The organism is Streptomyces sp. NPDC025806 (assembly GCF_055558275.1).
This window is the reverse complement of record NZ_JBVHMU010000013.1, coordinates 141601-167776: the sequence shown is the minus strand read 5'-3', so window position 1 is coordinate 167776 and position 26176 is coordinate 141601. Positions and strand designations below refer to the sequence as shown.

Below are 26176 nucleotides of genomic sequence, written 5' to 3'. Positions count from 1 at the left end.
CACCCCGTGTGAAGGCGGTTGCCCTAGGCTGACGCCACCGAGCCAACGGAGGGCCTCCATGCAGCCCAACACCCTGCTCGACGCGATCCTCGACGAGGCCGGGATCTCCCATGCCGGCCTGGCCGCCCATGTGAACCAGGCGGGGAAGGCCCGCGGACTCGCGCTGCGCTACGAACACACGGCCGTCGCCCGCTGGTTGAAGGGCCAGCGCCCGCGCGGCCAGGTCCCCGATCTGATCTGCGAGGTCCTCGCGGGACGCCTCCAGCGGCACGTCACCCTGGACGACATCGGCCTCGGCATCCCCGGCGAGCCGGCCTCGGCGCACGGGTCGAACCTGTCCGGCTTCGTGGAGCGGGCCACCGCCCTGTGGCGCTCCGACGAGCAGCAGCGCCGGCACGTCCTCGACGCCCCGGCCGTCACCGGGACCCCGGCCGTGATGCCGGTCTGGGAGTGGGAGAACCCGCCGGAGGACAACGACGTGTCCCGCGGCGGCCGGCACCCCGTCAGCCAGGCCGACATCGACATGATGCGCTCGGCGCGCACCCACTACGAGCAGATGTACCGCAAGGCGGGCGGCATCGCGACCCGCACCCGCATCGTCGGCTTCCTCAACGCGGAGGCGGCGCCCCTGCTGCGCGGTCGCTACACCGACGCGACGGGCCGTCAGCTGCACCGGGCCACCGGCGGGCTCGTCGCCATCGCCGGGATCTGCGCCTACGACTCGGACGCGCACGGGCTCGCGCAGCGCTACTTCCACCAGGCGCTGCGGCTCGCGAAGGCCAGCGGGGACCGGGGCCTCGGCGCGTACGTGATAGCGCTGCTCGTCAACCAGGCGCTGCACATGCGCGAGCACCGGCAGGCCGTCGCGTTCGCGGAGGCCGCGCTGCGGGCCGCCGGGCGGCACATCACCCCGGCGCTCGCCTCCGACCTGTACGCGATGCAGGCCAAGGCGTACGCGCACATCGGCGACGGCACGAGCGCCCTGGAGTGCATCCGGCGTGCCGAGTCCGCCGCCGACCGCATCCGGCGCGGCCACGAACCGGACGAGACGGGCTACGTGCAGCCCGGGTTCGTCAACGTCCAGGTGGCCGAGGCGCTGCTCCGCCTCGGCGACCACGCGGGGGCCAAGGAGCACGCGCAGGAGGCCGTGCACACCCCGGCGCACGACCGCGGGCGGGTGCACCGGCTCGCGGTGCTCAGCCAGATCCAACTGCGCCAGGGCAACGCGGAACAGGCCGTGGCCACCGCGGTCGAGATGGCCGAGCGGGCCCGCGGGATGGAGTCGCAGCGGCTGCGCGACCGGCTCCGGGCGGTCCGCGAGCACCTGGTGCGCAGCGGGTGCGCCGGTACGGCCGAGGCCGCCGAGCTCATCGACGGAGCGCTGCGCGTGCCGCTCTGAGCCCCCGTCTGATTCCTTCAGGTTCCTTTCGAGAGGCGCTCGTTCACATCCCTGCTGCGATATTGCCATCAACTCGGCGGAAGGTGGCAGAACCGTGCAGTGGACGAAACGGAACGAACAAACTGTGTATGGAAACAGGTGGTTCAGCGTCAATCTGGCGGATGTCGAACTCCCTGACGGCCGGCACCTCGACCACTTCCTCATCCGGCTGCGCCCCGTGGCCGTGGCCACGGTGGTGAACGAGGTGAACGAGGTGCTCCTGCTGTGGCGGCACCGCTTCATCACCGACAGCTGGGGCTGGGAGCTGGCGGCCGGCGTCGTCGAGGACGGCGAGGACATCGCGTACGCGGCCGCGCGGGAACTGGAGGAGGAGACCGGCTGGCGACCGGGACCGCTGCGGCACCTGATGAGTGTCGAGCCGTCCAACGGCCTCACGGACGCCCGGCACCACATCTACTGGACCGACGAAGGGACGTACATCGGCCACCCCCAGGACGACTTCGAGTCGGACCGCAGGGAATGGGTCCCGCTCAAGCTCGTCCCCGACATGATCGCCCGGGGTGAGGTCCCGGCCGCCAACATGGCGGCCGCCTTACTCCTGCTCCATCACATGCGCCTGTGAGGACGGGCCCCGGCGTCAGCGGGCCAGCAGCTGCCAGACCGCCGCGGCCAGGGCGCCGACGGCGGCCAGCGCGGCCACCGCGGGCAGCGGCCAGCGGGTGTGCTCGAGCGCGGCGACGCGTGCGCTCAACTCGTCCTGGTCCTTGGCCGTCTCGTCGTCACGGTGGGCCAGCAGGGCCAGCCGGCCGTCGACGCGGGTCAGCCCGACCTCGAAGACGCGGCGTAACTCTGCGAGTTCCTCGGGGACCACGGGACGCTCCGGGTCGGTGGTCACGGGTCCGCTCCTTTCCGTAGCCGTCACTTCCTTGTCGTACGCACCTTGGTGCGCACGGGAAGTCAACTCGCCTGGTGGGCGCGGCGGGAGCGTGTGCGGAGGGCATATGCGGGTCACGCGCGCGTGCCCCGTGCGAACGCGACGGGCCCGGTGTTCCGAAGAACACCGGGCCCGTCGGCGAGCACGGAGTGTGATGCCCCGCGGGGCACGGATCAGGGGTACGTGTAGAAGCCCGAGCCCGTCTTGCGGCCGAGCCGGCCCGCGTCGACCATCCGCTGCAGCAGCGGGGGAGCGGCGTACAGCGGCTCCTTGTACTCGGCGTACATCGAGTCGGCGATCGAGACGATCGTGTCGAGGCCGATCAGGTCCGAGAGCTTGAGCGGGCCCATCGGGTGGGCGCAGCCCATCTCCATGCCGTTGTCGATGTCCTCGCGGCTGGCGATGCCGGACTCGAACATCCGGATCGAGGAGAGGAGGTACGGCACGAGCAGCGCGTTCACGACGAAGCCCGAGCGGTCCTGGGCGCGGATCGCGTGCTTGCCGAGGATCTTCTCCACCATGGCCTGGGCGCGGCTGATCGTGCCCTCGGACGTGGTCAGCGCCGGGATCAGCTCGACGAGCTTCTGCACCGGGGCCGGGTTGAAGAAGTGGATGCCGATGACCTGGTCCGGGCGGGACGTGGCGACGGCCAGCTTCACCAGCGGGATGGAGGAGGTGTTCGACGCGAGGATCGCGTCGGGGCGGGTCACGACCTGGTCGAGGACCTGGAAGATCTCCGTCTTGACCTGCTCGTTCTCCACGACGGCCTCGATGACGAGGTCACGGTCGGCGAACTCGCCGAGGTCCGTGGTGAACGTGAGGCGGGCCTGCGTCTCCGCCAGCTCCTCATCGGTGATCTTGCCGCGCGCGGCGGCCTTGGACAGCGAGTTGAGCAGCCGGGTCCGACCGATCTCCAGAGCCTCGCCGGTGGTCTCGGCCACCATCACGTCCAGACCGGAGCGGGCGCAGACCTCTGCGATCCCCGCGCCCATCTGGCCACAGCCCACCACTCCGACGCGTTGGATGTCAGTCAAGGGGTCCGTCACCTCGTGCCTTTCGCTGATCTACCGGGGTCGCCGGGGATCGGGGGTCTATCGGTCGGTGCTGCACGTTACCCCGTCGTAGGGGCGGGAGTGGAGCCCGGGTTGAGGCCGGACAGCCCCGGCGACACGGTGGCACAAAGGAACCGGCGCATCCATGGGACGTATCTCACGTCCCCGGAGGCGCCGGTGTGAGAGGTGCGGGTGGGTGGGGATCGGGGGTGCGGACGGGGACCTAGGCCGGGGTGGGTGCGTGCCGGACCTCGCAGTCGGGGCCCGGCGACACGATCGCCTCGTGGCCGTCCTCGAAGCGGACCCGGAACGGCGGGCCGCTGTCGCCGCCGAGCACCTCGATGATCTCGGCGACCTTGTCGTGCTGGCCGACGACCCGGCCGTGGACCAGCAGCCGGTCGCCCTTGCTTGCCTGCATCACGGAACCTCCTCGCCGTACGCGTCGGTACGCCCAGTTTAGGCCGCTCGTCCCTTTCGGGACCCTCGTCGGCCGGACCTCTGTGTCACGGCGATGCACACCAGGACCACGACCGCGGTGAGCGGTGCCGCCACCGGAAGGTGCTCCCCGAGCAGTGTCACCGACCACACCAGCGTGAGCAGCGGCTGCGCCAGCTGCACCTGGCTGGCCCGGGGGACACCGATCAGCGCCATGCCCCGGTACCAGACGACCATCCCGAGGAAGAGCGAGCCGACCGACACCCACAGCAGGCCCGCCATGCTGTGCGCCGTGAGCCGCACCGGCTCGTGCGGCAGGGCGAGGGCCGCGCCCACCACCGCGAGCGGCAGCGACAGGACGACGGCCCAGCCGATCACCTGCCAGCCGGGCATGACGGACGCGAGCCGCCCGCCCTCCGCGTAACCGGCCGCACAGACCAGGAGGGCCGCGAACAGATACAGATCGGCGCGGCCGAGCGAGCCGCCGCTCTGCTGCACCGTGAACCCGAGGACCGCGGCGGCGCCCGCGCAGGCCGCGCACCAGAACGCGCGGGGCGGCCGGGCGCCCGTCCGCAGCACCGACACCGCGGCCGTCGTCAGCGGCAGCAGGCCCACCACGACGGCGGAGTGCGCGGTCGTCGCCGTCTCCAGGGCCAGCGTCGTCAGCATCGGGAAGCCGAGCACGCAGCCGCCCGCGACCACCGCGAGCCCCGCCCAGTCGCGCCGCCGAGGTATCGGTATCCGCAGCGCGAGCAGGCAGCCGCCGGCGATCAGCGCCGTGAGCACCACCCGCACGCTCACCAGCGACCAGGGTCCGAACCCCTCCAGGCCCCAGGCCGTACCGGGGAAGGTCAGCGAGAACGCGGCGACCCCGGTCGCCGCGAGCAGCAGGCCGCGGCCGGAACCGGCGCCCGCCCGGGCCGCCGCCGAGCCGTCCGGCGAGGTGCCCGCCGCGGTGTCGACTGCTACTCCGCTCGACGCGATAGCGCTATTCTCTGCTCTCATGCACGAGCGTAGCAGTGTGAGTGAACTGGCGAAACAGCTCCGGAACGAGCTCAACCGCTACTCAGTGGGTGAAAAGCTGCCGTCGAGCCGGGCCCTCGTCGACCGCTTTCGCGTCAGCCCCGTGACCGTCTCCCGGGCGCTGGCCCAGCTCGCCGCCGAGGGCCTCGTCGTGACCCGCCCGGGCGCCGGCGCCTTCAGGGCCGCACCGCGCGCCACCGCGCCCGTGGGCGACACCTCCTGGCAGGAGGTCGCGCTCAGCGCCGAGACCGCCGGCGAACCCGTCCCGCGCGCGGTCGACGCGTCCGGCGTCCTCATCACGCTCGCCGCCTCGCCGCCCGGCGTCATCGAGTTCAACGGCGGCTATCTGCACCAGGCCCTCCAGCCCACCGCCGCCATGGCCGCCGCCCTCGCCCGGGCCGGCCGCCGCCCCAGCGCCTGGAACCGCCCGCCCGTCGACGGACTCCCCGAACTCCGGGACTGGTTCGCCCGCGGCATCGGCGGCGGCATCACCGCCGCCGAGGTCATCGTCACCAACGGCGGCCAGTCCGCGCTCGCCACCGCGCTGCGCGCCCTGGCCCCGCCCGGCGCCCCCGTCCTCGTCGAGTCGCCCACCTACCCCGGCATGCTCGCCATCGCCCGCGCCGCCGGACTGCGCCCCGTACCGGTCCCCGTCGACCGCGACGGCGTCCGCCCCGAACTGCTCGAACAGGCCTTCAAGGCGACCGGTGCCCGCCTCTTCGTCTGCCAGCCCCTGTTCCAGAACCCCACCGGCGCCGTCCTCGCCCCCGCGCGGCGCCCCGAAGTGCTGCGCATCGCCCGCGCCGCCGGTGCCTTCGTCGTCGAGGACGACTTCGTGCGCCGGCTCGTCCACGCCGACGCCGGACCGCTGCCCAGACCGCTGGCCTCCGACGACCCCGACGGCGTCGTCGTGCACGTCTGCTCGCTCACCAAGGCCACCTCGCCGAGCCTGCGCATCGGCTGCCTCGCCGCCCGCGGCCCGGTCCTGGAGCGGCTGCGCGCCATCCAGGTCGTCGACCAGCTCTTCGTGCCGGGCCCGCTGCAGGAGGCCACCCTCGAACTCGTCGGCGCCCCGGCCTGGCCGCGCCACCTGCGCACCGTCGCCGCGGAACTGAAGCACCGCCGGGACCTCCTCGCCGCCGGGATCGCCGAGCGGCTGCCCCGGCTGTCCGTCGACCACATCCCCTCCGGCGGCTACCACCTGTGGGCCCGGCTCCCGGACGGCACCGACGAGCAGGCCCTCGTCGCGAGCGCCCTGCGGGCCGGCGTCGCCGTGCCCCCGGGCCGCCCCTACTTCGCGGCCGAGCCCCCGGCCCCGTACCTGCGGCTCAGCTTCGTGGCCGTCGCCGGGGCCGCCGAGATCACCGAGGGCGTACGGCGCCTCGCCACCGCCTGGACCGAACCCTGACGGACGCGGCCCTTGACCTCTCCTACCGGCGAGTACACGATCGGGCCCATGCAGCTCAGCGTCACGCTTCTCGCCGCCGCGCGCAGCTCCTCCCTGCTCGCCGAGCGCTTCGACGACGACCGCCCGCTCGACGAGGCCGGCTGGTACGAGGTGCAGCGCGTGGGGCCGGTGCTCGGGGCGCTCGCCGCGGCCGAGCTGCGCTACTGCTCACCGACCCCGCGCAGCCGGGCCACCGGCGACGCCCTCGGACTCGCCCCGCTCGTCCAGCCCGCCCTGCGGGACTGCGACATGGGGCGCTGGCGCGGCCGTACCCTCGGCGAGGTCACGGCCGTCGAACCGGCCGCCGTCGACCACTGGCTGCGTGACCCCCGCTCGGCCCCGCACGGCGGTGAACCGCTGCTCGCCTTCATCTCCCGGGTCGGCACCTGGCTGGACACCCGGCCCGCCGACGACGGCACCCGGATGGTCGCGATCGCCGAGCCCTCCGTCGTCCGGGCCGCGCTCGTCTACGCCCTGAAGGCGCCCCCGTCGACGTACTGGAACATCGACGTACGCCCCCTGTCCACGGCCACCGTCAGCGGGCAGCCGGGGCGCTGGAATCTGCGGCTCGGCGGTAGCCCGTCGTGAGGAGCAGGTCCTTCGCCGGGCCCCGCACCCGCCACACCGACCGCCAGGCGTCCGGGCCGGTCACCGTGAACGTGCCCCGGTAGAGGTCCGCCGCGCACGGGTGGTCCGCGACGTGGGTGCCCGTGCGCAGGTCGAGGCCGTGGAAGAAGCGGCCGTCCGCGAAACGCACCACGGCCGTGCCGGGCTCGTCACCGGGCCGGAAGAAGAGCGTGCGCTCGGCGGGCCGAGCGACCCCGCGCCAGGTGAACGCGCCGGACTCGAAGTGCCGCAGCCCGCCCTCGCCGTCCCCGGCCGCGCCGAAGTCCGTCGTACCGGCGAAGCGGCCCGTGACGTCCTCGGACAGGTCCCGCACGGTGCGCTCCACGTGCCAGCGCCCGGACAGGAACGCGAGCGCGTCGGGCACCGGCCAGGTCTCGTCCATGTCCCTCGCCCCTTCCCGCCGAAGCCCCGTCTCCCGGATCCGCCGCAGTCTAGGACGCGCCCGGGTCGGACCCGGGCCCGGGCCTCGTCGTGCGCCGCCACCCACCGCTCGCCCGGCGTGGTCGTGAGCGCCGTGAACTCCCGTGCTCAGGGCGCCCGGTGCCCGACCACGACCCCCCACGACCACCGGGACCGCCGCGTCGGGCACCGGCATCAGGACGTCCCGCCGGTCAGCCCCTCCACCGTGCCGAGCTGCTTCCAGGCCCCCTTCACCCGCCGGTCGACCCACACGGGGCGGTCCTGGGCGCGGTGGTCCTTGAACGCGTAGGCGCCGAGCAGTCCGTCCACCCGTACGTCGTCGAGCCCCGTGCGCAGTTCGGCCCGCACCATGTCGAGCTGCCCGACGGTCGGCCGCTGCGCGCCCAGCGCCCGGTCGACCGCCGCCGCGACGGCCAGCGTCGTGTCGTACAGCTCCGCCGTGCCCCGGTGCCTCAGCAGCGCGCGCACCTCGGCGGGCGCCGAGCACAGCTTCGGAAAGTCCGCGCAGTCGGGCTTCTGCCGCTCGTCGTTGAACGCGCGGAAGCGCAGGCTCCCGTCGGGCAGCTTCGCGTCGAGGCGGTCGAACATGGCGCGGTCCTGGAGGGTGTCGCAGGCGTTCGAGTACGCGTCGCGCACCGCGAGCAGGCCGCCGCTCTTCTTCCGCTCCGCGATGACGTCCTCGTCCTCGTGGGAGGGAAGGTCGCTCACCACGAGCAGCTGGTCGCGCTTCCCGCCCGGCTCCTCCTGCGGAGAGACCGTGTCCCGGGCGGTGAGCCCGGCCGCTCTGAGGCCCATGCCGAACGACTCGTCGTCCGGGCTCGACGCCCATTTCAGCTCGGAGATGTCGGTGACCCGCTCCATGCCGAACGCGCCGCGCAGATACCGCCCCGCCTGCCGCCCCGACGCCATCTCGTCCGCCGTGACGCCGTACTCGCCCTCCGGGTCCGCCCAGCGCGACCGGCACACGTTGACGACAGGCATGCCCGCCTGGAGGTCGTCGAGGTCCGAGATGTCACCGATCAGCGCGAGCGCCGTCGGGTACCGGTCGGTGAAGGTCGCCGCCGCGTCCTGGCCGTCGGCGCGCACGGTGACGACCTCCAGCGGCACCTTGTGCTTCGAGCGCCGGCGCGCCTCGTCGAGGGCCGCCCGCACGGTCCGCTCGCGGGCCTTCGCCGTGGCCCCCGCCGCGTCGTCGTCCAGGGCGAGTCCGATCGTGTACGTCCCCGGAGGCGCCGTCGACGTGGCGGCCGGGGGAGCGCCGCCGTGCCCCGGCCCGTCGTCGCCGCCCTCGCCGTCCGAGGCGGCACCGAGGCCGATCGCGGTGGGTACCCCGAGGACGAGCAGCGCGGCGGCCACGCCGAGGAGGGGGCCGCGCCGGCGGCGGCGGGGCGCCGGGGGAGCGGGCGTCCAGGCGCTCACCGGCGTCTTCACGGGTTCGGGTTCGGGTTCGGCCGCGGGCCTCGGCTGGGGCTCGGGTTCGGGTGCCGGGGTCTTCGGGGCCGGTACGGCGTCCTCGGGCTGCTTCGTCACCGCGCGCGTGGGCGCGGGCGCCGGCCCGGCCTTCTCCAGCGGCGCCGGTGCCGGCTTCGTACCCGGCCGCGCCGCGAGCACCCGCTCCAGTGCCTCCCGCGCGTCGGCGGGCCGCTCCCCGGGTTCCTTCGCCATCAGGTCGAGCACCAACCGGTCGACCGCGGGCGTCAGTTCGGCCCGCGCCCGGCTGGGCCGCAGCGGCACGTCGTTCAGGTGGTTGAACATCACACCCGCCGCGTCGCCCACGAACGGCGGCCGTCCGACGAGCAGTTCGTACAGCACGCAGCCCACGGCGTACAGATCCGCGCTCGCGTCCCCGGCCCCGTCCCGGAACCGCTCCGGCGCCATGTACTGCACGCTGCCGAACGGCAGCTGCCCCGTGTGCGTCAACCGCGGATCGGCGGCGCGGTAGGCCACGTAGCGCGCGATCCCGAAGTCCACGATGCGGGCCCGCGAGACCCCGGACTCCTCCGAGACCATGATGTTGGCCGGCTTGATGTCCCGGTGCACGACGCCCGCGCGATGCGCCACGTCCAGGCCCCGGCACACGTCCGCCGTCCACTCCAGCGCGTCCGCCACGGACACCCGCACCTCGTCGCGCAGGATCTCCTGCACCGTGCGCCCGGCGACCAGCGCCATCACCAGATACGGACGCGCCTCGTCGATCCCGTGGTCGTGCACCGCCACGACGTACGGACTGTCCAGCGCCGCCGCGACCAGCGCCTCGCGCCGGAACCTGGCCAGCGCCTCGGACTCCTCCGCGCTCCCGTCGCCGCCGCCCTTGAGGACCTTGACCGCGACGTCCCGGTCGAGCCGCAGGTCCCGGGCCCGCCAGACCTCGCCCATCCCGCCCGCGCCGATGATCTCCACGAGCTCGTACCGCCCGTTGAGCCGATGCCCCCGCACCCCGTCCCCCCTCACGGACCGCTCCTCGGTCCCGGCCACCGAGCCTAGGGCCTTTCGTCCGGATCAGGCTGGGCTCGCGGGGCCCGGCCACCGCGCTTACCGTGCGAGAGAGGGGAAGGGAGGGGCGCGGGGCAGTGCTGGGTGATCGATTGCATAAACGTGCAGTGCGGCGTATAGTCATGCCATCCAAGAGGAGGGTTCCATGGCGGTACGCGCAGCGGTGGCGGGAGCGAGTGGGTACGCGGGCGGTGAAGTCCTGCGTCTGCTGCTCGCCCATCCCGAGGTAGAGATCGGCGCCCTGACGGCGAACACGAACGCGGGGCAGCGACTGGGTGCCCTTCAGCCCCATCTCCAGCCGCTGGCCGACCGTGTGCTCGAGGCGACCACCCCCGAGGTGCTCGCCGGGCACGACGTCGTCTTCCTGGCGCTGCCGCACGGCCAGTCCGCCGCCGTCGCCGAGCAGCTCGGCCCGGACGTGCTGGTGGTCGACATGGGCGCCGACTTCCGGCTCAAGGACGCCGCGGACTGGGAGAAGTTCTACGGTTCGCCCCACGCCGGCACCTGGCCGTACGGCCTTCCCGAACTGCCGGGTGGCCGCGCCGCGCTGGAGGGGGCCAAGCGCATCGCGGTGCCCGGTTGCTACCCGACCGCCGTCTCCCTCGCGCTCGCCCCGGCGTACGCGGCGGGCCTGGTCGAGCCCGAGGCCGTGGTCGTCGCGGCGTCCGGCACCTCCGGGGCCGGCAAGTCGCTCAAGCCCCACCTCCTCGGCAGCGAGGTCATGGGGAACATGACGCCGTACGGCGTCGGCGGCGGCCACCGGCACACCCCCGAGATGATCCAGAACCTGAGCGCGGCGGCGGGCGAGCGGATCTCCGTCTCGTTCACGCCGACGCTCGCGCCGATGCCCCGCGGCATCCTCGCCACGTGCAGCGCCAAGGCCACGGACGGCGTCACGGCCGACACCGTGCGCGCCGCCTACGAGAAGGCGTACGGGGACGAGCCGTTCGTGCGGCTGCTCCCCGAGGGCCAGTGGCCCGCCACCGCCGCCGTGTACGGGTCGAACGCGGTGCAGATCCAGGTCGCGTACGACGAGGCGGCGGGCCGCGTCATCGTCATCAGCGCGATCGACAACCTGACCAAGGGCACCGCAGGCGGTGCCGTCCAGTCCATGAACATCGCCCTGGGTCTCGACGAGACCACCGGGCTCTCGACGATCGGAGTCGCGCCGTGAGTGTGACGGCAGCCAAGGGATTCCAGGCCGCGGGCATCGCTGCCGGAATCAAGGAGAGCGGGAACCCGGACCTGGCCCTCGTGGTCAACCGCGGCCCCCGTCTCGCGGCCGCGGGCGTCTTCACCTCCAACCGCGTCAAGGCCGCCCCGGTCCTGTGGTCCGAGCAGGTCCTCAAGGGCGGCCTCGTGTCCGCCGTCGTCCTCAACTCCGGTGGCGCCAACGCGTGCACGGGCCCCCAGGGCTTCCAGGACACGCACGCCACCGCCGAGAAGGCCGCCGAGGTCCTCGGGCTCAACGCGGGAGAGGTCGCCGTGGCCTCCACCGGCCTCATCGGTGTCCTGCTCCCCATGGACAAGCTGCTGCCCGGCGTCGAGACCGCCGCCGCCCAGCTGTCCGAGCACGGCGGCGAGAAGGCCGCCATCGCCATCAAGACCACCGACACCGTGCACAAGACCGCCGTGTACGAGGGCGACGGCTGGACCGTCGGCGGCATGGCCAAGGGCGCGGGCATGCTCGCCCCCGGCCTCGCCACCATGCTCGTCGTCCTCACCACGGACGCCGACCTCGACAGCGAGGTCCTCGGCAAGGCGCTGCGCGACGCCACCCGCGTCACCTTCGACCGCGTCGACTCCGACGGCTGCATGTCGACGAACGACACGGTGCTGCTCCTCGCCTCCGGCGCCGCCGAAGTCACCCCCGGGTACGCCGAGTTCGCCGAGGCCGTCCGCACCGTGTGCGACGACCTGGGCCGGCAGCTCATCGGCGACGCCGAGGGCGCCAGCAAGGACATCAAGATCGAGGTGATCAACGCGGCGAGCGAGGACGACGCCGTCGAGGTCGGCCGCTCCATCGCGCGCAACAACCTCCTCAAGTGCGCCATCCACGGCGAGGACCCGAACTGGGGCCGCGTCCTGTCCGCCATCGGCACGACCTCCGCCGCCTTCGAGCCCGACCGGCTCAACGTCGCGATCAACGGCGTGTGGGTCTGCAAGAACGGCGGCGTGGGCGAGGACCGAGACCAGGTCGACATGCGGTTCCGCGAGGTCGTCGTCACCGCGGACCTCGCGGCCGGCACCGAGGCCGCGACGATCTGGACGAACGACCTGACCGCCGACTACGTCCACGAGAACAGCGCGTACTCGTCATGACCGAGACCCCGAAGAACACGTCCCCGCAGAACGAGTCCCCGAAGAGCGAGTCCCCGAAGAGGGCCGGCGCCCGCAAGCACACCGCGCTGCCCAAGGCGCAGACCCTCATCGAGGCGCTGCCCTGGCTGACCCGCCACCACGGCAAGACCGTCGTCATCAAGTTCGGCGGCAACGCCATGATCGACGAGGAGCTGAAGGCCGCCTTCGCGCAGGACGTCGTCTTCCTGCACCACGCGGGCCTCAAGCCCGTCGTCGTGCACGGCGGCGGCCCGCAGATCAGCAAGGCCCTCGACCGGCACGGCATCGTCAGCGAGTTCAAGGCCGGCCTGCGCGTCACCACCGAGGACGCCATGGACGTCGTACGGATGGTGCTCGCCGGGCAGGTCCAGCGCGAGCTCGTCGGCCTGCTCAACCAGCACGGGCCGCTCGCCGTCGGCCTCACCGGCGAGGACGCCCACACCATCACCGCCACCAAGCACCAGCCCCGCATCGAGGGCGAGCTCGTGGACATCGGCCGGGTCGGCGAGATCACCGAGATCGACACCGGCGCCATCGAGGCCCTGCTCGCCGACGGCCGCATCCCGGTCGTCTCCTCGATCGCCCGTTCCCAGGACGACCACCATGTCTACAACGTCAATGCTGATACGGCGGCTGCGGCACTCGCTGCTGCGCTGGACGCCGAGACGCTGATGGTCCTGACCGACGTCGAGGGCCTCTACGAGGACTGGCCGAACTCGGACGAGGTCATCAGCCGGCTCACCGCGAGCGAGCTGGAGAAGCTGCTCCCCGACCTGGCGAGCGGCATGGTCCCGAAGATGGAGGGCTGCCTGCACGCCGTGCGCAACGGGGTGCACACCGCCCGCGTCATCGACGGGCGCGTCCAGCACTCGATCCTGCTGGAGATCTTCACCGACGAAGGCATCGGCACGATGGTCGTGCCGGACGGGGAAAAGGGGGGAACGGCATGACCGGCACCGCGGAGCTGGCCCAGCGCTGGCAGGGCGCCCTGATGAACAACTACGGCACACCCCGCATCGCCCTGGCCAAGGGCGCGGGCGCACAGGTGTGGGACGCCGACGGCAAGCGGTACCTCGACTTCGTCGGCGGCATCGCGGTGAACGCGCTGGGCCACGGCCACCCCGCGATCGTCGACGCGGTCTCCACCCAGATCGCCTCCCTCGGCCACGTCTCCAACCTGTACATGGCCGAGCCGCCCGTCGCCCTCGCCGAGCGGCTGCTGCAGCTCTTCGGCCGCGACGGCGCGGTGTTCTTCTGCAACTCGGGCGCCGAGGCCAACGAAGGCGCCTTCAAGATCGGCCGGCTCACCGGCCGCCGCCACATGGTCGCCACGACCGGCGGCTTCCACGGCCGCACCATGGGCGCCCTCGCCCTGACCGGCCAGCCCGGCAAGCAGGACGGCTTCACCCCGCTCCCCGGCGACGTCACGCACGTCCCGTACGGAGACGTGGAGGCGCTGCGGGCCGCGGTCACCGAGGACACCGCCTTCGTGATCATCGAGCCCGTCCAGGGGGAGAACGGCGCGGTCACCCCGCCCGCCGGCTATCTCAGGGCTGCCCGCGAGATCACCCGCGCCACCGGCACCCTCCTCGTCCTCGACGAGGTGCAGACCGGCGTCGGCCGCACCGGCCACTGGTTCGCCCACCAGGCCGAGGAAGGCGTCGACCCCGACGTCGTCACGCTCGCCAAGGCCCTGGGCGGCGGCCTGCCGCTCGGCGCCACCGTCGCGTTCGGCGAGGCGGCGAAGCTCCTGAAGCCCGGACAGCACGGCACCACCTTCGGCGGCAACCCCGTCGCGTGCGCCGCCGGTCTCGCCGTCCTCGACACCATCGCGGCCGACGGACTCCTCGAGAACACCCGGCGCGTCGGCGAGCGCATCACGGCCGGAATCGAGTCCCTGAAGCACCCACTGGTCAGCCACGTCCGGGGCGCCGGACTGCTGCTGGGTATCGTGCTCACCGGGCCGCGCGCACCGCAGGTGCAGCAGGCGGCCCAGGACGCGGGCCTCCTGGTGAACGCGCCCGCCCCCGACGTCATCCGGCTCATGCCCCCGCTGAACCTGACGGACGCCGAGGCGGACGCGTTCCTCGCGGCGCTGCCCGCCGTACTGGACACGGCCGCGGCCGACGGGGAAGCAGGATCCTGAGGATGGGACGACGACGATGAGCAGCAAGGCGGAGAACGACCTGCGCGCAGCCGAGAACCTCGCGCTGAGCGCGGTATCCGGCCCGCAGGTGCCGCAGACACGCACGGCCCGCCACCGCAGGATCGTGGACATCCTGAACCGGCAACCGGTGCGCTCGCAGAGCCAGTTGGCGAAGCTGCTCGCCGACGATGGACTGAACGTCACGCAGGCCACGCTCTCGCGCGACCTGGACGAGCTGGGCGCCGTCAAGATCCGCAACACCGGTGGCGAGCTGATCTACGCGGTGCCCAGCGAGGGAGGCTTCCGCACCCCGCAGGCGCCGCTCGGCGAATCGGCGAAGGAGGAGCGCATGCGGCGCCTCGCCGGTGAACTGCTGATCTCCGCCGAGGCCTCGGCCAACCTGGTGGTGCTCCGCACCCCGCCGGGCGCCGCCCAGTTCCTCGCCTCGGCGATCGACCAGGCGGAGCTCCAGGTCATCCTCGGCACCATCGCCGGCGACGACACCCTGATGCTCATCAGCCGCGACCCCGCCGGTGGTCAGGCGCTGGCCGACCACATGCTGCGGCTGGCGCAGAACGACCACTGAGCGCACCCCCGCGGGACGTACGTACCGGGCGTCAGGCCGAGCGCCGCGCCCGGTACGACATCCAGGCCGCGACCAGCGCGCCCGACACGTTGTGCCACACGGAGAACACGGCGGCGGGCAGTGCGGCCAGCGGACTGAAGTGGGCGGTGGCCAGGGAGGCGGCGAGGCCCGAGTTCTGCATGCCGACCTCGAAGGCCATCGCCCGCGACGAGGGCGCGCCGAGTCGCGCCGCCTTGCCGGCGCCGTAACCGAGCAGCAGACCCAGGCCGTTGTGCAGCACCACGGCGAGGAGCACGAGCCCGGCCGCCGACCTGATGGCCTCGGCGCTGCCCGCCACCACCACGGCGACGATCACGGCCACCGTCAGCGCCGACAGCCACGGCAGCACCTTCAGCAGCCGGTCGACGTACCGGCCGAGCACGAGCCGCACCACCAGACCCGCGAGCACGGGCAGCAGCACCGTCTTCAGGATGTCCGTCATCATCGACGCGGCGTCGACGGGCAGGTAGGCGCCCGCGAGCAGCAGCGTCAGCGGCGGCGTGATCAGCGGCGCGAGGACAGTGGAGACGGTGGCGACCGACACCGACAGGGCGACATCGCCGCGTGCGAGATAGGTGACCACGTTCGACGAGGTGCCGCTGGGCGCGCAGCCGACGAGGATGACACCGGCCGCCAACTGCGGGGACAGGCCCAGTGCGTGGGCGATCAGCCAGCCCAGGCCCGGCATGATCACGTAGTGCGCGACGAGCCCGAGGCCCACGGCCCAGGGGCGCTTGGCGACGCCTTTGAAGTCGTCGAGCGTCATCGTGAGGCCCATGCAGAACATCACGACGCCGAGGAGATAGGGCACGTTGGTGCCCCAGCCGGCGAAGGTGCCGGGCGCGGCGAGTCCCCAGGCGCCCGACACGAGGACGAGGACGGGGAAGACGGTGACCGCGAGACGGGCCGCGCGGTCGGCGGACGCGCTCGCCGCGGGGGCTTCGGTGGACGGGAGTTCGGTTCGGCTCTGCACCCGGCGATGCAACGCCGTCGGCCCGGAGCCCCGCAACCGTGTCTCGTTATGTGGTCGCTACACGGGTTTCGGGCCGGCGGTCGTCGGCGGGGCCGGTGCGGGGCTCAGTAGCGGGTGATCGCGGTGGCACCGGACCGGGTGCCGATCGCGATGTGCGGCGCCTTGGCCGGCTGCACCCAGGTCAGGATGCGGCGCATGGCCTCGCGCGGCACGGAGACGCAACCGGCCGTCGCCGCCCGGCCGTTGACGTGCAGGAAGATGCCCGCGCCGCGACCGCGCACCGGAGTGCGGTAGTTGAAGCCGACGACCAGCGCGTGCGCGTACTGGGTGCCGTAGTCGGCGAGGTGCTCGGACTCGGTGGCGCGGCAGTCGGCCGGCCGGGGGTCCGTCCAGCGGTTGTAGGTGCGCGAGTCGTTGTCCTGGCACCACCAGGAGCTGTCCCGGACCGGCCGGTACGGGACCGAGGTGCCGGCCGGCGCCGCCTCGACACCGAAGGCGAACGGCAGGTCGTACAGGCCGGCCGGCGTCGTGTTCGTGCCCTGCTCGCGGCGTGCCCCCTCGACCAGTCCGTTCGCCCCGAAGCGGGCCGGGGCCGAACCGGCCTTCGCCCAGCGGCCGTCGGGCCGCCGGTCCCACCAGCTGACCGTGCCGCTGGTGGCCGCCGCGCGGGGCGCCTCCGCGGTGATCAGCTGGCGGCCGCCGCCCGTGTCGGCGAGGCGCTCGGGCAGCGGGGCGGAGGGCGGGGTGCCGGGCGCGGCCGCTCCGAGCGCCGCGCAGGCGGCGACGGAGACGGCGAGGCCCGCACGGACTGCTCGTGAGCGGCGCATGGGTCAGAAATTAGCGGGCGGCAGCGGGAGCGGCAGCCCAGGTAGGCCATCCAGGCTCTGTCCGATGTGCTCCTTCTTCCGGAAGTACGCGTCCAGCGAGGCGTCGTCCTCCCGCCCGAACCGCTTGCCGTGCAGATCGCGGTCCTCGTCGTACGACAGGAACGGGACCCCGTAGCCGCATGTGTCGCGGACGAGCTCCGCGGTCACGACGATCACGGCGCGCAGGCCGTGCTGCGACGGATCGATGTCGGGGAAGCGGGTGAGGAGTTCGGTGAAGCGCGGGTCGTCGCGGAAGACGGGCTCGCCGCGGCCGTGGACGCGCACGATGTTGGGCGGGCCCTGGAAGGCGCACCACATGAGCGTGATCCGGCCGTTCTCCCGCAGGTGGGCGATCGTCTCCGCGTTCGACCCCGCGAAGTCCAGATAGGCGACGGTTCGCTCGTCCAGCACGGCGAACGAGCCCGTGAGGCCCTTCGGTGAGAGATTGACCGTGCCGTCACCGGCGAGCGGTGCGGTGGCCGTGAAGAACATGGGCTGGGACTCGATGAAGGTGCGCAGGCGTCCGTCGATGTGTTCGTAGGTCTTTCCCATGCGGGCATTGTCGATCGTCCTCGCGGCCGTCGGCATCGCCCGTGAGGACGATTGACGAATCATGCAGAGCACTGCATACTCATGCATGAGACTTTCACGCATGAACGCCCGGCTTGAGGAGCAGAGCACGTGAGCAGCAACACCGGCGATGTCCGCCTCTGGGGCGGCCGGTTCGCCGACGGCCCCGCCGAGGCCCTGGCCAAACTGTCCGCGTCCGTCCACTTCGACTGGCGCCTCGCGCCGTACGACATCGCGGGCTCCCGTGCCCACGCGCGCGTGCTGCACACGGCGGGCCTGCTCACCGAGGACGAGCTGACCCGCATGATCGCCGGGCTCGACCAGCTCGAGGCCGACGTCGCCGACGGCTCCTTCGTCGGCACCATCGCCGACGAGGACGTCCACACGGCCCTGGAGCGCGGCCTGCTCGAGCGCCTCGGCCCGGACCTCGGCGGCAAGCTGCGCGCGGGCCGCTCGCGCAACGACCAGGTGGCGACGCTCTTCCGGATGTACCTGCGCGACCACGCCCGGATCATCGGCGGCCTGATCGCCGACCTCCAGGAGGCCCTCGTGGGCCTCGCGGAGGCGCACGCGGACGTCGCGATGCCCGGCCGCACGCACCTCCAGCACGCCCAGCCGGTCCTCTTCGCCCACCACGTCCTGGCCCACGTCCAGTCCCTGTCCCGGGACGCCGAGCGGCTGCGCCAGTGGGACACCCGCACCGCCGTGTCCCCGTACGGCTCGGGCGCGCTCGCCGGCTCCTCGCTCGGCCTGGACCCGGAGGCGGTCGCCCGCGACCTCGGCTTCGAGCAGGGCTCGGCGGCCAACTCGATCGACGGCACGGCCTCCCGGGACTTCGTCGCCGAGTTCGCCTTCATCACGGCGATGATCGGGGTGAACCTCTCCCGCATCGCGGAGGAGATCATCATCTGGAACACGAAGGAGTTCTCCTTCGTCACCCTCCACGACGCCTTCTCCACCGGCTCCTCGATCATGCCGCAGAAGAAGAACCCGGACATCGCCGAGCTGGCGCGCGGCAAGTCCGGCCGCCTCATCGGCAACCTGACGGGCCTGCTCGCCACCCTCAAGGCGCTGCCCCTCGCGTACAACCGCGACCTCCAGGAGGACAAGGAGCCGGTCTTCGACTCCTGCGACCAACTGGAGATCCTGCTCCCCGCGTTCACCGGCATGATGGCCACCCTCACGGTCAACCGGGAGCGGATGGAGGAGCTGGCCCCGGCCGGCTTCTCGCTCGCCACCGACATCGCCGAGTGGCTCGTCAAGCAGGGCGTGCCGTTCCGCGTCGCCCATGAGGTCGCCGGCGAGTGCGTCAAGGTCGCCGAGGCCGAGGGCAAGGAGCTCGACGAGCTGACCGACGACCAGTTCGTGAAGATCTCCGAGCACCTCACCCCCGAGGTCCGCACGGTGCTCAACGTGCCGGGCGCCCTCGCCTCCCGCTCCGGCCGCGGCGGCACCGCGCCCAGCGCGGTCGCGGTCCAGCTCGCCGAGGTCAAGCAGGACCTGACGGTCCAGCGGACCTGGGCGGACGCCAAGAAGTAGCCCCGCCGACAGCGGTTCACGCGGCCCGGCCCCTCGTGTGGGGGACGGGCCGCGTCGCGTTGTCAGTGGGCCCCTCTAGAGTTCCCGGCAGTTGATCAGCACGGCTGTCGGGGAGGCAGTGATGGGGTGGATGCCCGCGGGCGACTACGAGGTGGCCCTGGACGAGAACGGCAAGGTCATCTGCCGGAACGGGAAGGGCCGCCTGCTCAAGTCGGTGCCGCCCAAGATCGCGGACGAGCAGGCCGTGATCGGCCTGCGCCAGCTCACCGAGTGGCTGGAGCGCCACGAGCGCGACTGCCGCGACCAGGTGGAGAACTGGATGACGCGCTCCCTGCCCGTCCCCACCGCCGTCCTCGCCCGCGTCTGGCCCGACCCGGCCTGGCGCACCGCGCTGCGCGACCTCGTCGTCACCGGGCCCGACGGCGCCGTCGCCGGATTCCTGCGCGACGCCGACCCCGAGCGCGGCATCGGTCTCGTCGACCTCGACGGCGATACCGTCCGCATCAGCCCCGAGCAGATCCGCATCCCCCACCCCGTCCTCCTCGACGACCTCGACGAACTGCGCGAGTTCGCCGTCGAGCTCGGCGTCGAGCAGGGCGTCCAGCAGCTCTTCCGCGAGACGTACGTGCGCGGAGCCGACCGCGACACGGGCGCCCGGGGCGTCGACGACTACGAGGGCGGCGTCTTCAAGGAGCTGCGCTTCCTCGTCGGCCGCGCCACCTCCCTCGGCTACCGCGTCCGCGGCGGCCAGGCCGTCCTGCCCGTCCTGGAAGCCGGCCGCGGCATCGAGGCCCGCGTCTGGGTCGGCGACTACGAGGGCTACGAACAGACCGAGACGGGCCCGCTGACCTGGACCACCCCCCAGGGCGGCGCCCTCACCCTCGGCGAGGTGGGCCCCGTCGCCTGGTCCGAGGGCATGCGCATGGCCGCCGCGCTCTACGCGGGCCGCGACGTCGAGGACGGGGAGCAGGCGGCGTGAGCACCAACGGCATCAGCGACCAGCACACACGGAACAGCGCGACGGGGGACCGGCGGATGAAGGACGACGAGCAGACGCAGGACACGGGAGCACTCCTGGAAGCGGGCGCCGTCCTGCTCCCCGGCACCCACCGGGGCGAGGACGCGGACGAGCTGACCGTGCGCGCCTACGAACACCCCGTCCTCGAAGGCCGCACCGTCGTCCGCCTCGTCCCCGGCACCCTCGGCGAGGCCGAGGACCTCGCCCTCGACTTCCTCGGCCTGACCCGCACCGCCCGCCACGACGGCCTCGGCCAGGTGCGCCGCGAGACCCTCGGCTTCCCCGCCTGGGCCCTCGTCCACGACCCGGCCAACGGACACCACGCGCTCGCCCTCGTCAAGGACGTCGAGCGGTTCTCCCGCATGGCCAAGTCCCGCGCGGGCGCCGCCAAGGAGGGCTTCGAGGCGCTCGGCGAACGCCTCGGCCGCTCCGTGCCCCACTTCCTGCCCACGTTCTACGAGGAGGCGGGCCGCGCCTTCCTGCGCCACGAGAACACCACGTACGCGGCCCAGTTCTTCGGCAAGGCCCGCGAGGCCGAGCGGGTGCACAGCCTGGCCGTCGACGAGGCCCGCCGGCGCGCGGTGTTCCTCGAGTTCGCCTTCGCCGGGGCGCTCACCGTCAAGGCCCTCAAGGAGCACGTCGCCGACCTCAGCGCCCGGCTCAGCGCCGAGGACGCCTGGCACCAGTACCGGCAGCTCGTCGTCGAGCGCTGCGGCGCCGGCATGCCGCCCTACGCCGCCCTGCCCCAGGACGCGCGCAAGCTCATCAAGGCGGCCGGTCTCGACCGCGTCACCGAGGAGACCTCCCTCCTCGCCGACCTGCTCGCCTCGCCGGCCGTCGTCCGCGCCCCCGCCTCCTTCTGGACGGCGTACCAGGCCACCCTCGTCGGCCTCGCCAAGGAGCGGCCCGAAGTGCGGGCCCGCCTCCTGGAGTTCGTGCCCACCGGCCTGGGCCGCGGCGCCGCCGCCGAGCAGCAGTGGCTCGGCCTGCTCGCCGAATCCGGCGCCGAGCAGCTCCTCACCGGCCCCGCGACCGGCGCGGAGGTCTCCGCGAGCGACTGGCTGGCCCGCTGGGCAGCCCACCTCCACGGCGGGTACCGAGGCCGCCGCCGCACCCCGCTGACGTACGCGCTCGTCGAGCGCATGGCCCCGCGCCTGATCGCCGACGGCCGGCCCGTGGACCTGAACAAGGCGAGCACCCAGTGGGCCAGCCGCCTCGACCTCGACCTCCTCGACCTGTGCCTCGCCCTCGGAATCCCCGTCACCGACCCGTCCCCGGAGGCGAACCCGCACTCCTACAGCGGCCGACGCGACCTGGGCCTGAGCGAATGGCTCGACGGCAGCGCCGAGGGACGCCGCGACCTGGCCGCCCTCGCCGCCGACGAGCGCTACGGCCCGCGGCTGCGCTCCGACGTCGGCCACAGCCGGTGGAACGAGAAGCTCCACCTGCGCACCGTCGCCGAACACCCGGTGCTGCGCGGCGTCCTGAGCGCCTGGATCGACGAGCGGACCGACGCCTACACGGCCGCCGCCGGACTGCCCGGCGCCGAGACGGTCCTCAACCAGCTGCGCCGCTTCCGCGCCGTCGCCGCCGAGGTCGCCCCGGACGCCGTGGACCGCGTCCGCCGCCACGACCTCTCCCGCAACCTGGCCCGCACCCTGCGCACCGGAGTCTTCGACGAGCTCGCCTGGCCCGCGCTCGAAGAGGCGATGGACCGGCTCGGCCCCGCCCCGAAGGACAACGGCCGAGGCGGCATCCGGGTCAACGAGGCCTGGCCCGCCCTGATCGTCTCCCACCGCGACAAGGCGGTCGTCGCGGGCCCCGACCAGGTCCTCCTCGAGCACGACCTGCGCATCCCGAAGGAGGCGGACCGCTGGACCGACCCCGCCTTCCGCTACGTCGACGGCGACCTCCTCGTCATGTGGCGCGAGGACGGCCGCGACCGTGCCTACTGGACCTCGCGCCCCGGCGACGTCTTCGCCCTCTCCGCCCCGCACACCGTCTTCTTCCACCACCGCGAGCGCGGCGCCAGCCTGCCGCTGCCCACGGGTGGCCGCACCGCCGGACGCCGTCCGCTGCACGCCGGTGACACCCAGCTCACCGAGGAAGAGCGCGTCATCGGCGACGGCATCGGCCACTGGCGGCTGCGCACCACCAGCGCGGGGTCGTCCTGGATCGAGTACGACGCGGCGACCGGAGCGGTCGGCCGTGCCTCGCTGCCCGCCACCTTCGCCGCCGCCGTGCGCGACGGCAGCACCCTGCGTCCCGCCGACTGCGAACTGCTGCCGATGCAGCCCGGTACGGAGCAGACCCCGCTCGGCACCGACGGCACCGTCCTCGGCCACTGGGTCCGCGCCGACGGCGACACCCTCACCGCAGGCACCCCCGACGGCACCACGGTCAGCCTCCCCGACGGCCTGGGCGCCGTCCCGGTCGGCGCCCTGCGCCTGCCCGGCAGCGCGCCCGTGCTCGCCCGCCAGGGCGGCCTGGCCGCCCTCTACGAGGAGGGCGCGACCCAGGCCGCCGGTCCGCTCCTCACCGCGCAGCCCGGGAACGCGGGCGGCCGGTTCGCCGCCGGCACCGTGCTCGTACCGCCGCTGCCGTTCTGGCACCTGCTGCGCGTCCGCGACGAGGCCGGATCCAAGGCGCTGCGGGACTGCACGGACGAGCTCGCCGCCTCCCTGGTCGACACCCTCGCCGACATCATCGACGCGCACATCGCCGCCACCAGCGGTACACGCAGCGAGGAGCAGCGCGCCCAGGACCGGCAGGAACTCACCGCCGCGACCACCGCCGCCGTCGCCCGCGCCCTGCCCGGCATCACCGACCCCGCGCTGCTCGCCGGCGTCACCTCGGTCGCCCTGGTCCCGGTCGGCCTGCGCGCCACCGCCCGGCGGTACACCGACCCCGAGCCGGCCGAGCCGAACGGCCCGGCGGCGCCGCGCCCGCCGCAGGCCATGTACGCGGAGTTCTCGCCGGAGCACGGCGGCGACAGCACCCTGCTGAGCGCCGTCCGCGCCGCCCTCGGCCACACCGTCACCGGCTACTGGTCGGGCGACGAGCCGACCGTGCTGCGCCACATCAAGGCCGTCAACGACGTGCTCGCCGGCACCCCGGCACACGGCCCCGCACCGCACCCCGACACCCGCCCGCTCGCCGAGGGCTGGACCCGGGACCCGGGCACCGTCCCCACCACCGGCAGCGGCTGGCCCCAGCTTCTGGACCGGCTGCCGGTGTTCGCCACCCGCGCCGCCGCCCCGTCCCTGTTCGAGGGCGAACGGGCCGCGCTGCTCCACCTGTTCGAGGCCGTCGCGGCCGGCCCGCTCGGCGCGGGCGGCAGCACGCTGCGCGTCGTCCGGCTCCGCGAGCCCCTGCCCGGCAAGAACGGATCGCCCCAGCGCCGCGGCGAGGTGCACCGCCAGGGCGCGCGCACCCTCGTCTTCCTGGAGGCCGAGTCCCTGTACGGGGAGGACCGCGGGCAGTTCCTGGCCTGGCGGGCACTGGACCACGACCCGTCCGGCGCCTTCGGGGCCGTCGGCCACTTCACCGTGCACGCCGCCACCCCCGTCAGCGCGGGCGTGACTTCTGAGCGTCTCACCGAACTCGCCATGCTGGTACGGGCGAACGGGCCCGCGTCGTGGGACGCGCAGGCCGTCGACCGGCTCGCCGCCGCCCCCGGCTGCGGACCCGCCCAGGCCGCGCTGCTGCTCACGGGCCGGCCCATGGGCACCGTCACCACCATGGACATGGCCGAGTGCCGCGAGCTGACCGGCTTCACCCGCGCCCAGATCGAGGACGGCGAGGAGCGGCTGCGTGCCCTGCCCCTCGACGAGCGCTGCGAGGTCGCCGCCGCCCTGCTGCCCGAGGACCTCGGCGCCCTGTGGCGCACCGGCCTCGACGTGGACGCCGCGCACGCGGCGTGGACCGAGCGGTTCGGCACCCTCGTGCGGCTGCCGGAGGGCGGCGACGCCGACGTCCCCGACCTCCCCGCCACCGAGGCCGTCCTCAACCCCGCCCGGCAGGCCTGGCTGACCCGCACCACCACCCAGCGCCTGGACGAGAACGGGCGGCTGCGCGCCGACGACCCGTCCGCGGTGCCGAACCGCCGCACCCTCACGGGCGCCGTCGAGGGCCTCGCCGCCCTCGCCTACGGACTCCCGTACGGGCACCCGCTGCGCGCCCGGCTGCCCGAGGGGCTCTCCGCATTGCGCGAGCGCCTCGCCGACCCCGCACTGCTCCTGGACGCCGATCTGTCCTGGGCCGCCGAGGGCCGCCGCACGACCGCGGCCCGGCTGCGCAAGGCCTACGGGATGCCCGAGGCGGGCGGCGCGGAAGCGGACGGTATGACCCGCGCCGGCACCGCGTTCGTCCTCCACCCTTGGTACGCGGAGAACGAGGGCACGCTGCTGCGCCCCGCCGGGCTCACCGGGTCCGACGACCCGGCGGTCGGCCTGGCCGAGGGCATCGCCCGGCCCTCCGCCGCCCTCTTCGTCCGCCGGATCGCGGCCGTGCGCGGTGACGAACTCGCCCGCACCCTCGCGGCCGACGGCGGCTTCGAGGGCCACGCGCAGGACCCGACCCGCAGCGTGCCCGAGCTCGTCGCCGAGGTGGCCGAGGCCCACGGCATCGGCGCCGACACCGCGGCCCTCTACCTCCAGCTGCTCGCCCTGCCCGACCCCACGGACCGCAACGTGGCCCGCTGGACCGGCTGGAAGCCCGCCCGTCTGAAGAAGGCCCGCGCCGAACTCGCCGCGACCGACCTCGTCGTCGAGGCCAAGCGCGCCCGGGCCGGCCGGGCCCTGTTCCTGCCCGGCGGCTGGCTCGCGCACAAGGCCCCGGCCCTGCCGGTGGAGGCGTGGAAGAGCGGTCTGTACCCGGTGCCGGGCGACAGCAGAGCGGTCCCGATGCTGCCCGTGCCGGAGCTGTTCGCCGTCGCCTGGCAGCGGGTCCGCTCCGGCGACGTCCCCGCGTACGAGGAGCTGACCACCCGCGCCACCAGCAAGGGCCGCAAGCGTGGCTGACCGCGCGGACGGCCACAGGACGCGCAGTTCGAACGACAGAACGACAGTGAGAAAGACGGGGTCATGACCATCACCGAGACGAGCACGGCGACCGGCGCCGCACCGGCCCGCCAGATCGTGCCGCCCGAGGAGCTGTACGCGGCGGAGCTGGCGTTCCTCGCGGCCCACGACGCGGGGCCCCGGCCGCCCGGCTGGGCGCTGACGCCCCGCGCGGTCGTCACCTTCGCCATGGGCAGCGACCAGCCGCTGAGCCTGCCCGAGGGCGCCGCCGTGCCCGAGGGGACGCCGCGGCGCATGACGATCCGCCGCAAGTTCGTCGGCGAACGGGCGCTCGTGGAGCGGTGCGTGGTGACCCTCGCGGGCGAGCGCGGGCTGCTCCTCGTCGGTGAGCCCGGCACCGCCAAGTCGATGCTGTCCGAGCTGCTCGCGGCGGGCGTCAGCGGGACCAGCGCCCTCACCGTCCAGGGCACCGCCGGCACGACCGAGGACCAGCTCAAGTACGGCTGGAACTACGCGCTGCTGCTCGCGCAGGGCCCCAGCCCGAAGGCGCTCGTGCCCTCGCCGGTCCTCACCGCGATGCGCCGCGGCGCGATCGCCCGGGTCGAGGAGGTCACCCGCTGTCTGCCCGAGGTGCAGGACGCGTTGATCTCGCTGCTCTCCGAGCGCCGCGTCGCCGTGCCCGAGCTCGCCGGCACCGAGGACTCCCAGGCGCACGCGGCCCCGGGGTTCAACGTCATCGCGACGGCCAACCTCCGCGACAAGGGCGTCTCCGAGATGTCCGCCGCGCTCAAGCGCCGGTTCAACTTCGAGACCGTCGGTCCCATTGGCGACTTCGAGGCCGAACTGGACCTGGTGCGCAGCCAGTCCAGGGCCGCCGTGGAGCGTTCCGGCGCCGAGTACCGGCTCGACGACACGGTCCTCGACATCCTCGTGACCGCCTTCCGTGAACTGCGCACCGGACGTTCGGCCGAGGGCTGGGAGATCGAGCGGCCCTCCACCGTCATGAGCACCGCCGAGGCCGTCTCCGTGGCCACCGCCCTGGGCCTCGCCACGGCCTACTTCCCCGGCGACCGGGACCCCCTCGCGCTGCTGCCCGGCCACCTCACCGGCGTCGTGCGCAAGGACGACCCGGCGGACGCGGCCCGGCTGCTCGGCTACTGGGACGGGGCCGTGCGCCGCCGCGCCGAAGAGGGCTCCGCCACCTGGCGCACCCTGTGGGACCTGCGTCCGGTGCTGGAGGGCTGACCC

The 26176-nt window shown here is 73.6% G+C and carries 22 protein-coding genes; 13 read left to right on the top strand and 9 right to left on the bottom strand.

Annotation, left to right across the window (positions count from 1 at the left end; all coding sequences use genetic code 11):
- Positions 1 to 58: 58 nt before the first annotated feature.
- Together ACZ4E1_RS27875 and ACZ4E1_RS27870 are read left to right on the top strand one after the other, a co-directional pair.
- Positions 59 to 1399: a transcriptional regulator gene (locus tag ACZ4E1_RS27875; protein ID WP_467544247.1), complete on the top strand. Its 1341-nt coding sequence runs from the start codon at positions 59 to 61 to the stop codon at positions 1397 to 1399.
- A gap of 94 nt (positions 1400 to 1493) precedes the next feature.
- A complete protein-coding gene (locus ACZ4E1_RS27870; protein ID WP_467544243.1) occupies positions 1494 to 2021 on the top strand; it encodes an NUDIX hydrolase in 528 nt (175 codons plus the stop codon).
- A 15-nt stretch (positions 2022 to 2036) separates the two neighbouring features.
- On the opposite strand, the gene ACZ4E1_RS27865 is transcribed toward ACZ4E1_RS27870, so the two are convergent.
- The 4 genes from ACZ4E1_RS27865 to ACZ4E1_RS27850 form a co-directional block, all read right to left on the bottom strand.
- Positions 2037 to 2294: a hypothetical protein gene (locus ACZ4E1_RS27865; RefSeq protein WP_467544240.1), complete on the bottom strand. Its 258-nt coding sequence runs from the start codon at positions 2292 to 2294 to the stop codon at positions 2037 to 2039.
- A gap of 212 nt (positions 2295 to 2506) precedes the next feature.
- On the bottom strand, positions 2507 to 3367 hold the full coding sequence (locus ACZ4E1_RS27860; RefSeq protein WP_467544238.1) for a 3-hydroxybutyryl-CoA dehydrogenase: 861 nt from the start codon (positions 3365 to 3367) through the stop codon (positions 2507 to 2509).
- Positions 3368 to 3608: 241 nt separating this feature from the next.
- Positions 3609 to 3803, bottom strand: coding sequence for a DUF1918 domain-containing protein (locus ACZ4E1_RS27855; protein ID WP_467544236.1), 195 nt, complete (start codon positions 3801 to 3803; stop codon positions 3609 to 3611).
- Between the two features lie 38 nt (positions 3804 to 3841).
- Positions 3842 to 4825: a DMT family transporter gene (locus ACZ4E1_RS27850; protein ID WP_467544233.1), complete on the bottom strand. Its 984-nt coding sequence runs from the start codon at positions 4823 to 4825 to the stop codon at positions 3842 to 3844.
- On the opposite strand from ACZ4E1_RS27850, the gene ACZ4E1_RS27845 reads away from it, so the two are divergent.
- Both ACZ4E1_RS27845 and ACZ4E1_RS27840 read left to right on the top strand, forming a co-directional pair.
- Positions 4824 to 6251 (top strand): aminotransferase-like domain-containing protein, encoded by a 1428-nt coding sequence (locus ACZ4E1_RS27845; RefSeq protein WP_467544231.1) that lies wholly within the window; start codon positions 4824 to 4826, stop codon positions 6249 to 6251. The two genes, ACZ4E1_RS27850 and ACZ4E1_RS27845, sit on opposite strands and share 2 nt — an antisense overlap.
- Positions 6252 to 6299: 48 nt before the next feature.
- Positions 6300 to 6878: a histidine phosphatase family protein gene (locus tag ACZ4E1_RS27840; protein ID WP_399128474.1), complete on the top strand. Its 579-nt coding sequence runs from the start codon at positions 6300 to 6302 to the stop codon at positions 6876 to 6878.
- Here the strand turns inward: ACZ4E1_RS27840 and ACZ4E1_RS27835 are convergent.
- Positions 6826 to 7299, bottom strand: a complete 474-nt coding sequence (locus ACZ4E1_RS27835; protein WP_467544228.1) for a DUF6314 family protein — start codon at positions 7297 to 7299, stop codon at positions 6826 to 6828. The genes ACZ4E1_RS27840 and ACZ4E1_RS27835 overlap by 53 nt on opposite strands.
- A gap of 212 nt (positions 7300 to 7511) precedes the next feature.
- Positions 7512 to 9788, bottom strand: coding sequence for a protein kinase domain-containing protein (locus ACZ4E1_RS27830; RefSeq protein WP_467544225.1), 2277 nt, complete (start codon positions 9786 to 9788; stop codon positions 7512 to 7514).
- A gap of 187 nt (positions 9789 to 9975) precedes the next feature.
- Between ACZ4E1_RS27830 and argC the strand changes: the two genes are divergently transcribed.
- The 5 genes from argC to ACZ4E1_RS27805 are packed head-to-tail and all read left to right on the top strand — an operon-like array spanning position 9976 to position 14902.
- Complete coding sequence (argC, locus tag ACZ4E1_RS27825; protein ID WP_467544222.1) at positions 9976 to 11004, top strand: N-acetyl-gamma-glutamyl-phosphate reductase; 1029 nt, start codon at positions 9976 to 9978, stop codon at positions 11002 to 11004.
- Positions 11001 to 12152 carry a bifunctional glutamate N-acetyltransferase/amino-acid acetyltransferase ArgJ gene (gene argJ / locus ACZ4E1_RS27820; protein WP_467544218.1) on the top strand — a complete coding sequence of 384 codons (1152 nt, stop codon included), beginning with the start codon at positions 11001 to 11003 and terminating at the stop codon, positions 12150 to 12152. The genes argC and argJ overlap by 4 nt, the downstream gene beginning before the upstream one ends.
- On the top strand, positions 12149 to 13120 hold the full coding sequence (gene argB / locus ACZ4E1_RS27815; protein WP_467544216.1) for an acetylglutamate kinase: 972 nt from the start codon (positions 12149 to 12151) through the stop codon (positions 13118 to 13120). Before argJ ends, argB begins: the two co-directional genes overlap by 4 nt.
- On the top strand, positions 13117 to 14316 hold the full coding sequence (locus ACZ4E1_RS27810; RefSeq protein WP_467544215.1) for an acetylornithine transaminase: 1200 nt from the start codon (positions 13117 to 13119) through the stop codon (positions 14314 to 14316). The genes argB and ACZ4E1_RS27810 overlap by 4 nt, the downstream gene beginning before the upstream one ends.
- 16 nt (positions 14317 to 14332) lie before the next feature.
- The gene (locus ACZ4E1_RS27805) at positions 14333 to 14902 is read left to right on the top strand and encodes an arginine repressor (protein ID WP_223206201.1); all 570 of its coding nucleotides are present in this window, start codon (positions 14333 to 14335) and stop codon (positions 14900 to 14902) included.
- Positions 14903 to 14933: 31 nt separating this feature from the next.
- Here the strand turns inward: ACZ4E1_RS27805 and ACZ4E1_RS27800 are convergent, their stop codons facing one another.
- The 3 genes from ACZ4E1_RS27800 to ACZ4E1_RS27790 all read right to left on the bottom strand — a co-directional run bounded on the left by ACZ4E1_RS27800 (position 14934) and on the right by ACZ4E1_RS27790 (position 17332).
- On the bottom strand, positions 14934 to 15914 hold the full coding sequence (locus tag ACZ4E1_RS27800; protein WP_467544211.1) for a bile acid:sodium symporter family protein: 981 nt from the start codon (positions 15912 to 15914) through the stop codon (positions 14934 to 14936).
- A gap of 104 nt (positions 15915 to 16018) precedes the next feature.
- On the bottom strand, positions 16019 to 16741 hold the full coding sequence (locus tag ACZ4E1_RS27795; RefSeq protein ID WP_467544207.1) for a L,D-transpeptidase family protein: 723 nt from the start codon (positions 16739 to 16741) through the stop codon (positions 16019 to 16021).
- 3 nt (positions 16742 to 16744) lie between these two features.
- Positions 16745 to 17332, bottom strand: coding sequence for a pyridoxamine 5'-phosphate oxidase family protein (locus tag ACZ4E1_RS27790; RefSeq protein ID WP_467544204.1), 588 nt, complete (start codon positions 17330 to 17332; stop codon positions 16745 to 16747).
- A gap of 129 nt (positions 17333 to 17461) precedes the next feature.
- On the opposite strand from ACZ4E1_RS27790, the gene argH reads away from it, so the two are divergent.
- The 4 genes from argH (at position 17462) to ACZ4E1_RS27770 (ending at position 26173) form a co-directional block, all read left to right on the top strand.
- Entirely contained in the window at positions 17462 to 18889 is a 1428-nt protein-coding gene (gene argH, locus ACZ4E1_RS27785) for an argininosuccinate lyase (protein ID WP_467544201.1), read from the top strand.
- 121 nt (positions 18890 to 19010) lie between these two features.
- Positions 19011 to 19868 (top strand): DUF4132 domain-containing protein, encoded by an 858-nt coding sequence (locus tag ACZ4E1_RS27780; RefSeq protein WP_467544198.1) that lies wholly within the window; start codon positions 19011 to 19013, stop codon positions 19866 to 19868.
- A complete protein-coding gene (locus ACZ4E1_RS27775; protein WP_467544195.1) occupies positions 19865 to 24928 on the top strand; it encodes a hypothetical protein in 5064 nt (1687 codons plus the stop codon). Before ACZ4E1_RS27780 ends, ACZ4E1_RS27775 begins: the two co-directional genes overlap by 4 nt.
- Before the next feature lie 63 nt (positions 24929 to 24991).
- Positions 24992 to 26173: an ATP-binding protein gene (locus tag ACZ4E1_RS27770; protein ID WP_467544191.1), complete on the top strand. Its 1182-nt coding sequence runs from the start codon at positions 24992 to 24994 to the stop codon at positions 26171 to 26173.
- Positions 26174 to 26176: the final 3 nt, after the last annotated feature.

Bases quoted from the DNA above. Each gene is read 5' to 3' on its own strand.
- ACZ4E1_RS27845 (WP_467544231.1), top strand. From the start codon at position 4,824: ATGCACGAGCGTAGCAGTGTGAGTGAACTGGCGAAACAGCTCCGGAAC.
- ACZ4E1_RS27840 (WP_399128474.1), top strand. From the start codon at position 6,300: ATGCAGCTCAGCGTCACGCTTCTCGCCGCCGCGCGCAGCTCCTCCCTG.
- ACZ4E1_RS27855 (WP_467544236.1), bottom strand. From the start codon at position 3,803: ATGCAGGCAAGCAAGGGCGACCGGCTGCTGGTCCACGGCCGGGTCGTC.
- ACZ4E1_RS27850 (WP_467544233.1), bottom strand. From the start codon at position 4,825: ATGAGAGCAGAGAATAGCGCTATCGCGTCGAGCGGAGTAGCAGTCGAC.
- ACZ4E1_RS27805 (WP_223206201.1), top strand. From the start codon at position 14,333: ATGAGCAGCAAGGCGGAGAACGACCTGCGCGCAGCCGAGAACCTCGCG.
- ACZ4E1_RS27770 (WP_467544191.1), top strand. From the start codon at position 24,992: ATGACCATCACCGAGACGAGCACGGCGACCGGCGCCGCACCGGCCCGC.
- argC (WP_467544222.1), top strand. From the start codon at position 9,976: ATGGCGGTACGCGCAGCGGTGGCGGGAGCGAGTGGGTACGCGGGCGGT.
- ACZ4E1_RS27795 (WP_467544207.1), bottom strand. From the start codon at position 16,741: ATGCGCCGCTCACGAGCAGTCCGTGCGGGCCTCGCCGTCTCCGTCGCC.
- ACZ4E1_RS27790 (WP_467544204.1), bottom strand. From the start codon at position 17,332: ATGGGAAAGACCTACGAACACATCGACGGACGCCTGCGCACCTTCATC.
- ACZ4E1_RS27780 (WP_467544198.1), top strand. From the start codon at position 19,011: ATGGGGTGGATGCCCGCGGGCGACTACGAGGTGGCCCTGGACGAGAAC.
- argB (WP_467544216.1), top strand. From the start codon at position 12,149: ATGACCGAGACCCCGAAGAACACGTCCCCGCAGAACGAGTCCCCGAAG.
- ACZ4E1_RS27835 (WP_467544228.1), bottom strand. From the start codon at position 7,299: ATGGACGAGACCTGGCCGGTGCCCGACGCGCTCGCGTTCCTGTCCGGG.
- ACZ4E1_RS27810 (WP_467544215.1), top strand. From the start codon at position 13,117: ATGACCGGCACCGCGGAGCTGGCCCAGCGCTGGCAGGGCGCCCTGATG.
- ACZ4E1_RS27875 (WP_467544247.1), top strand. From the start codon at position 59: ATGCAGCCCAACACCCTGCTCGACGCGATCCTCGACGAGGCCGGGATC.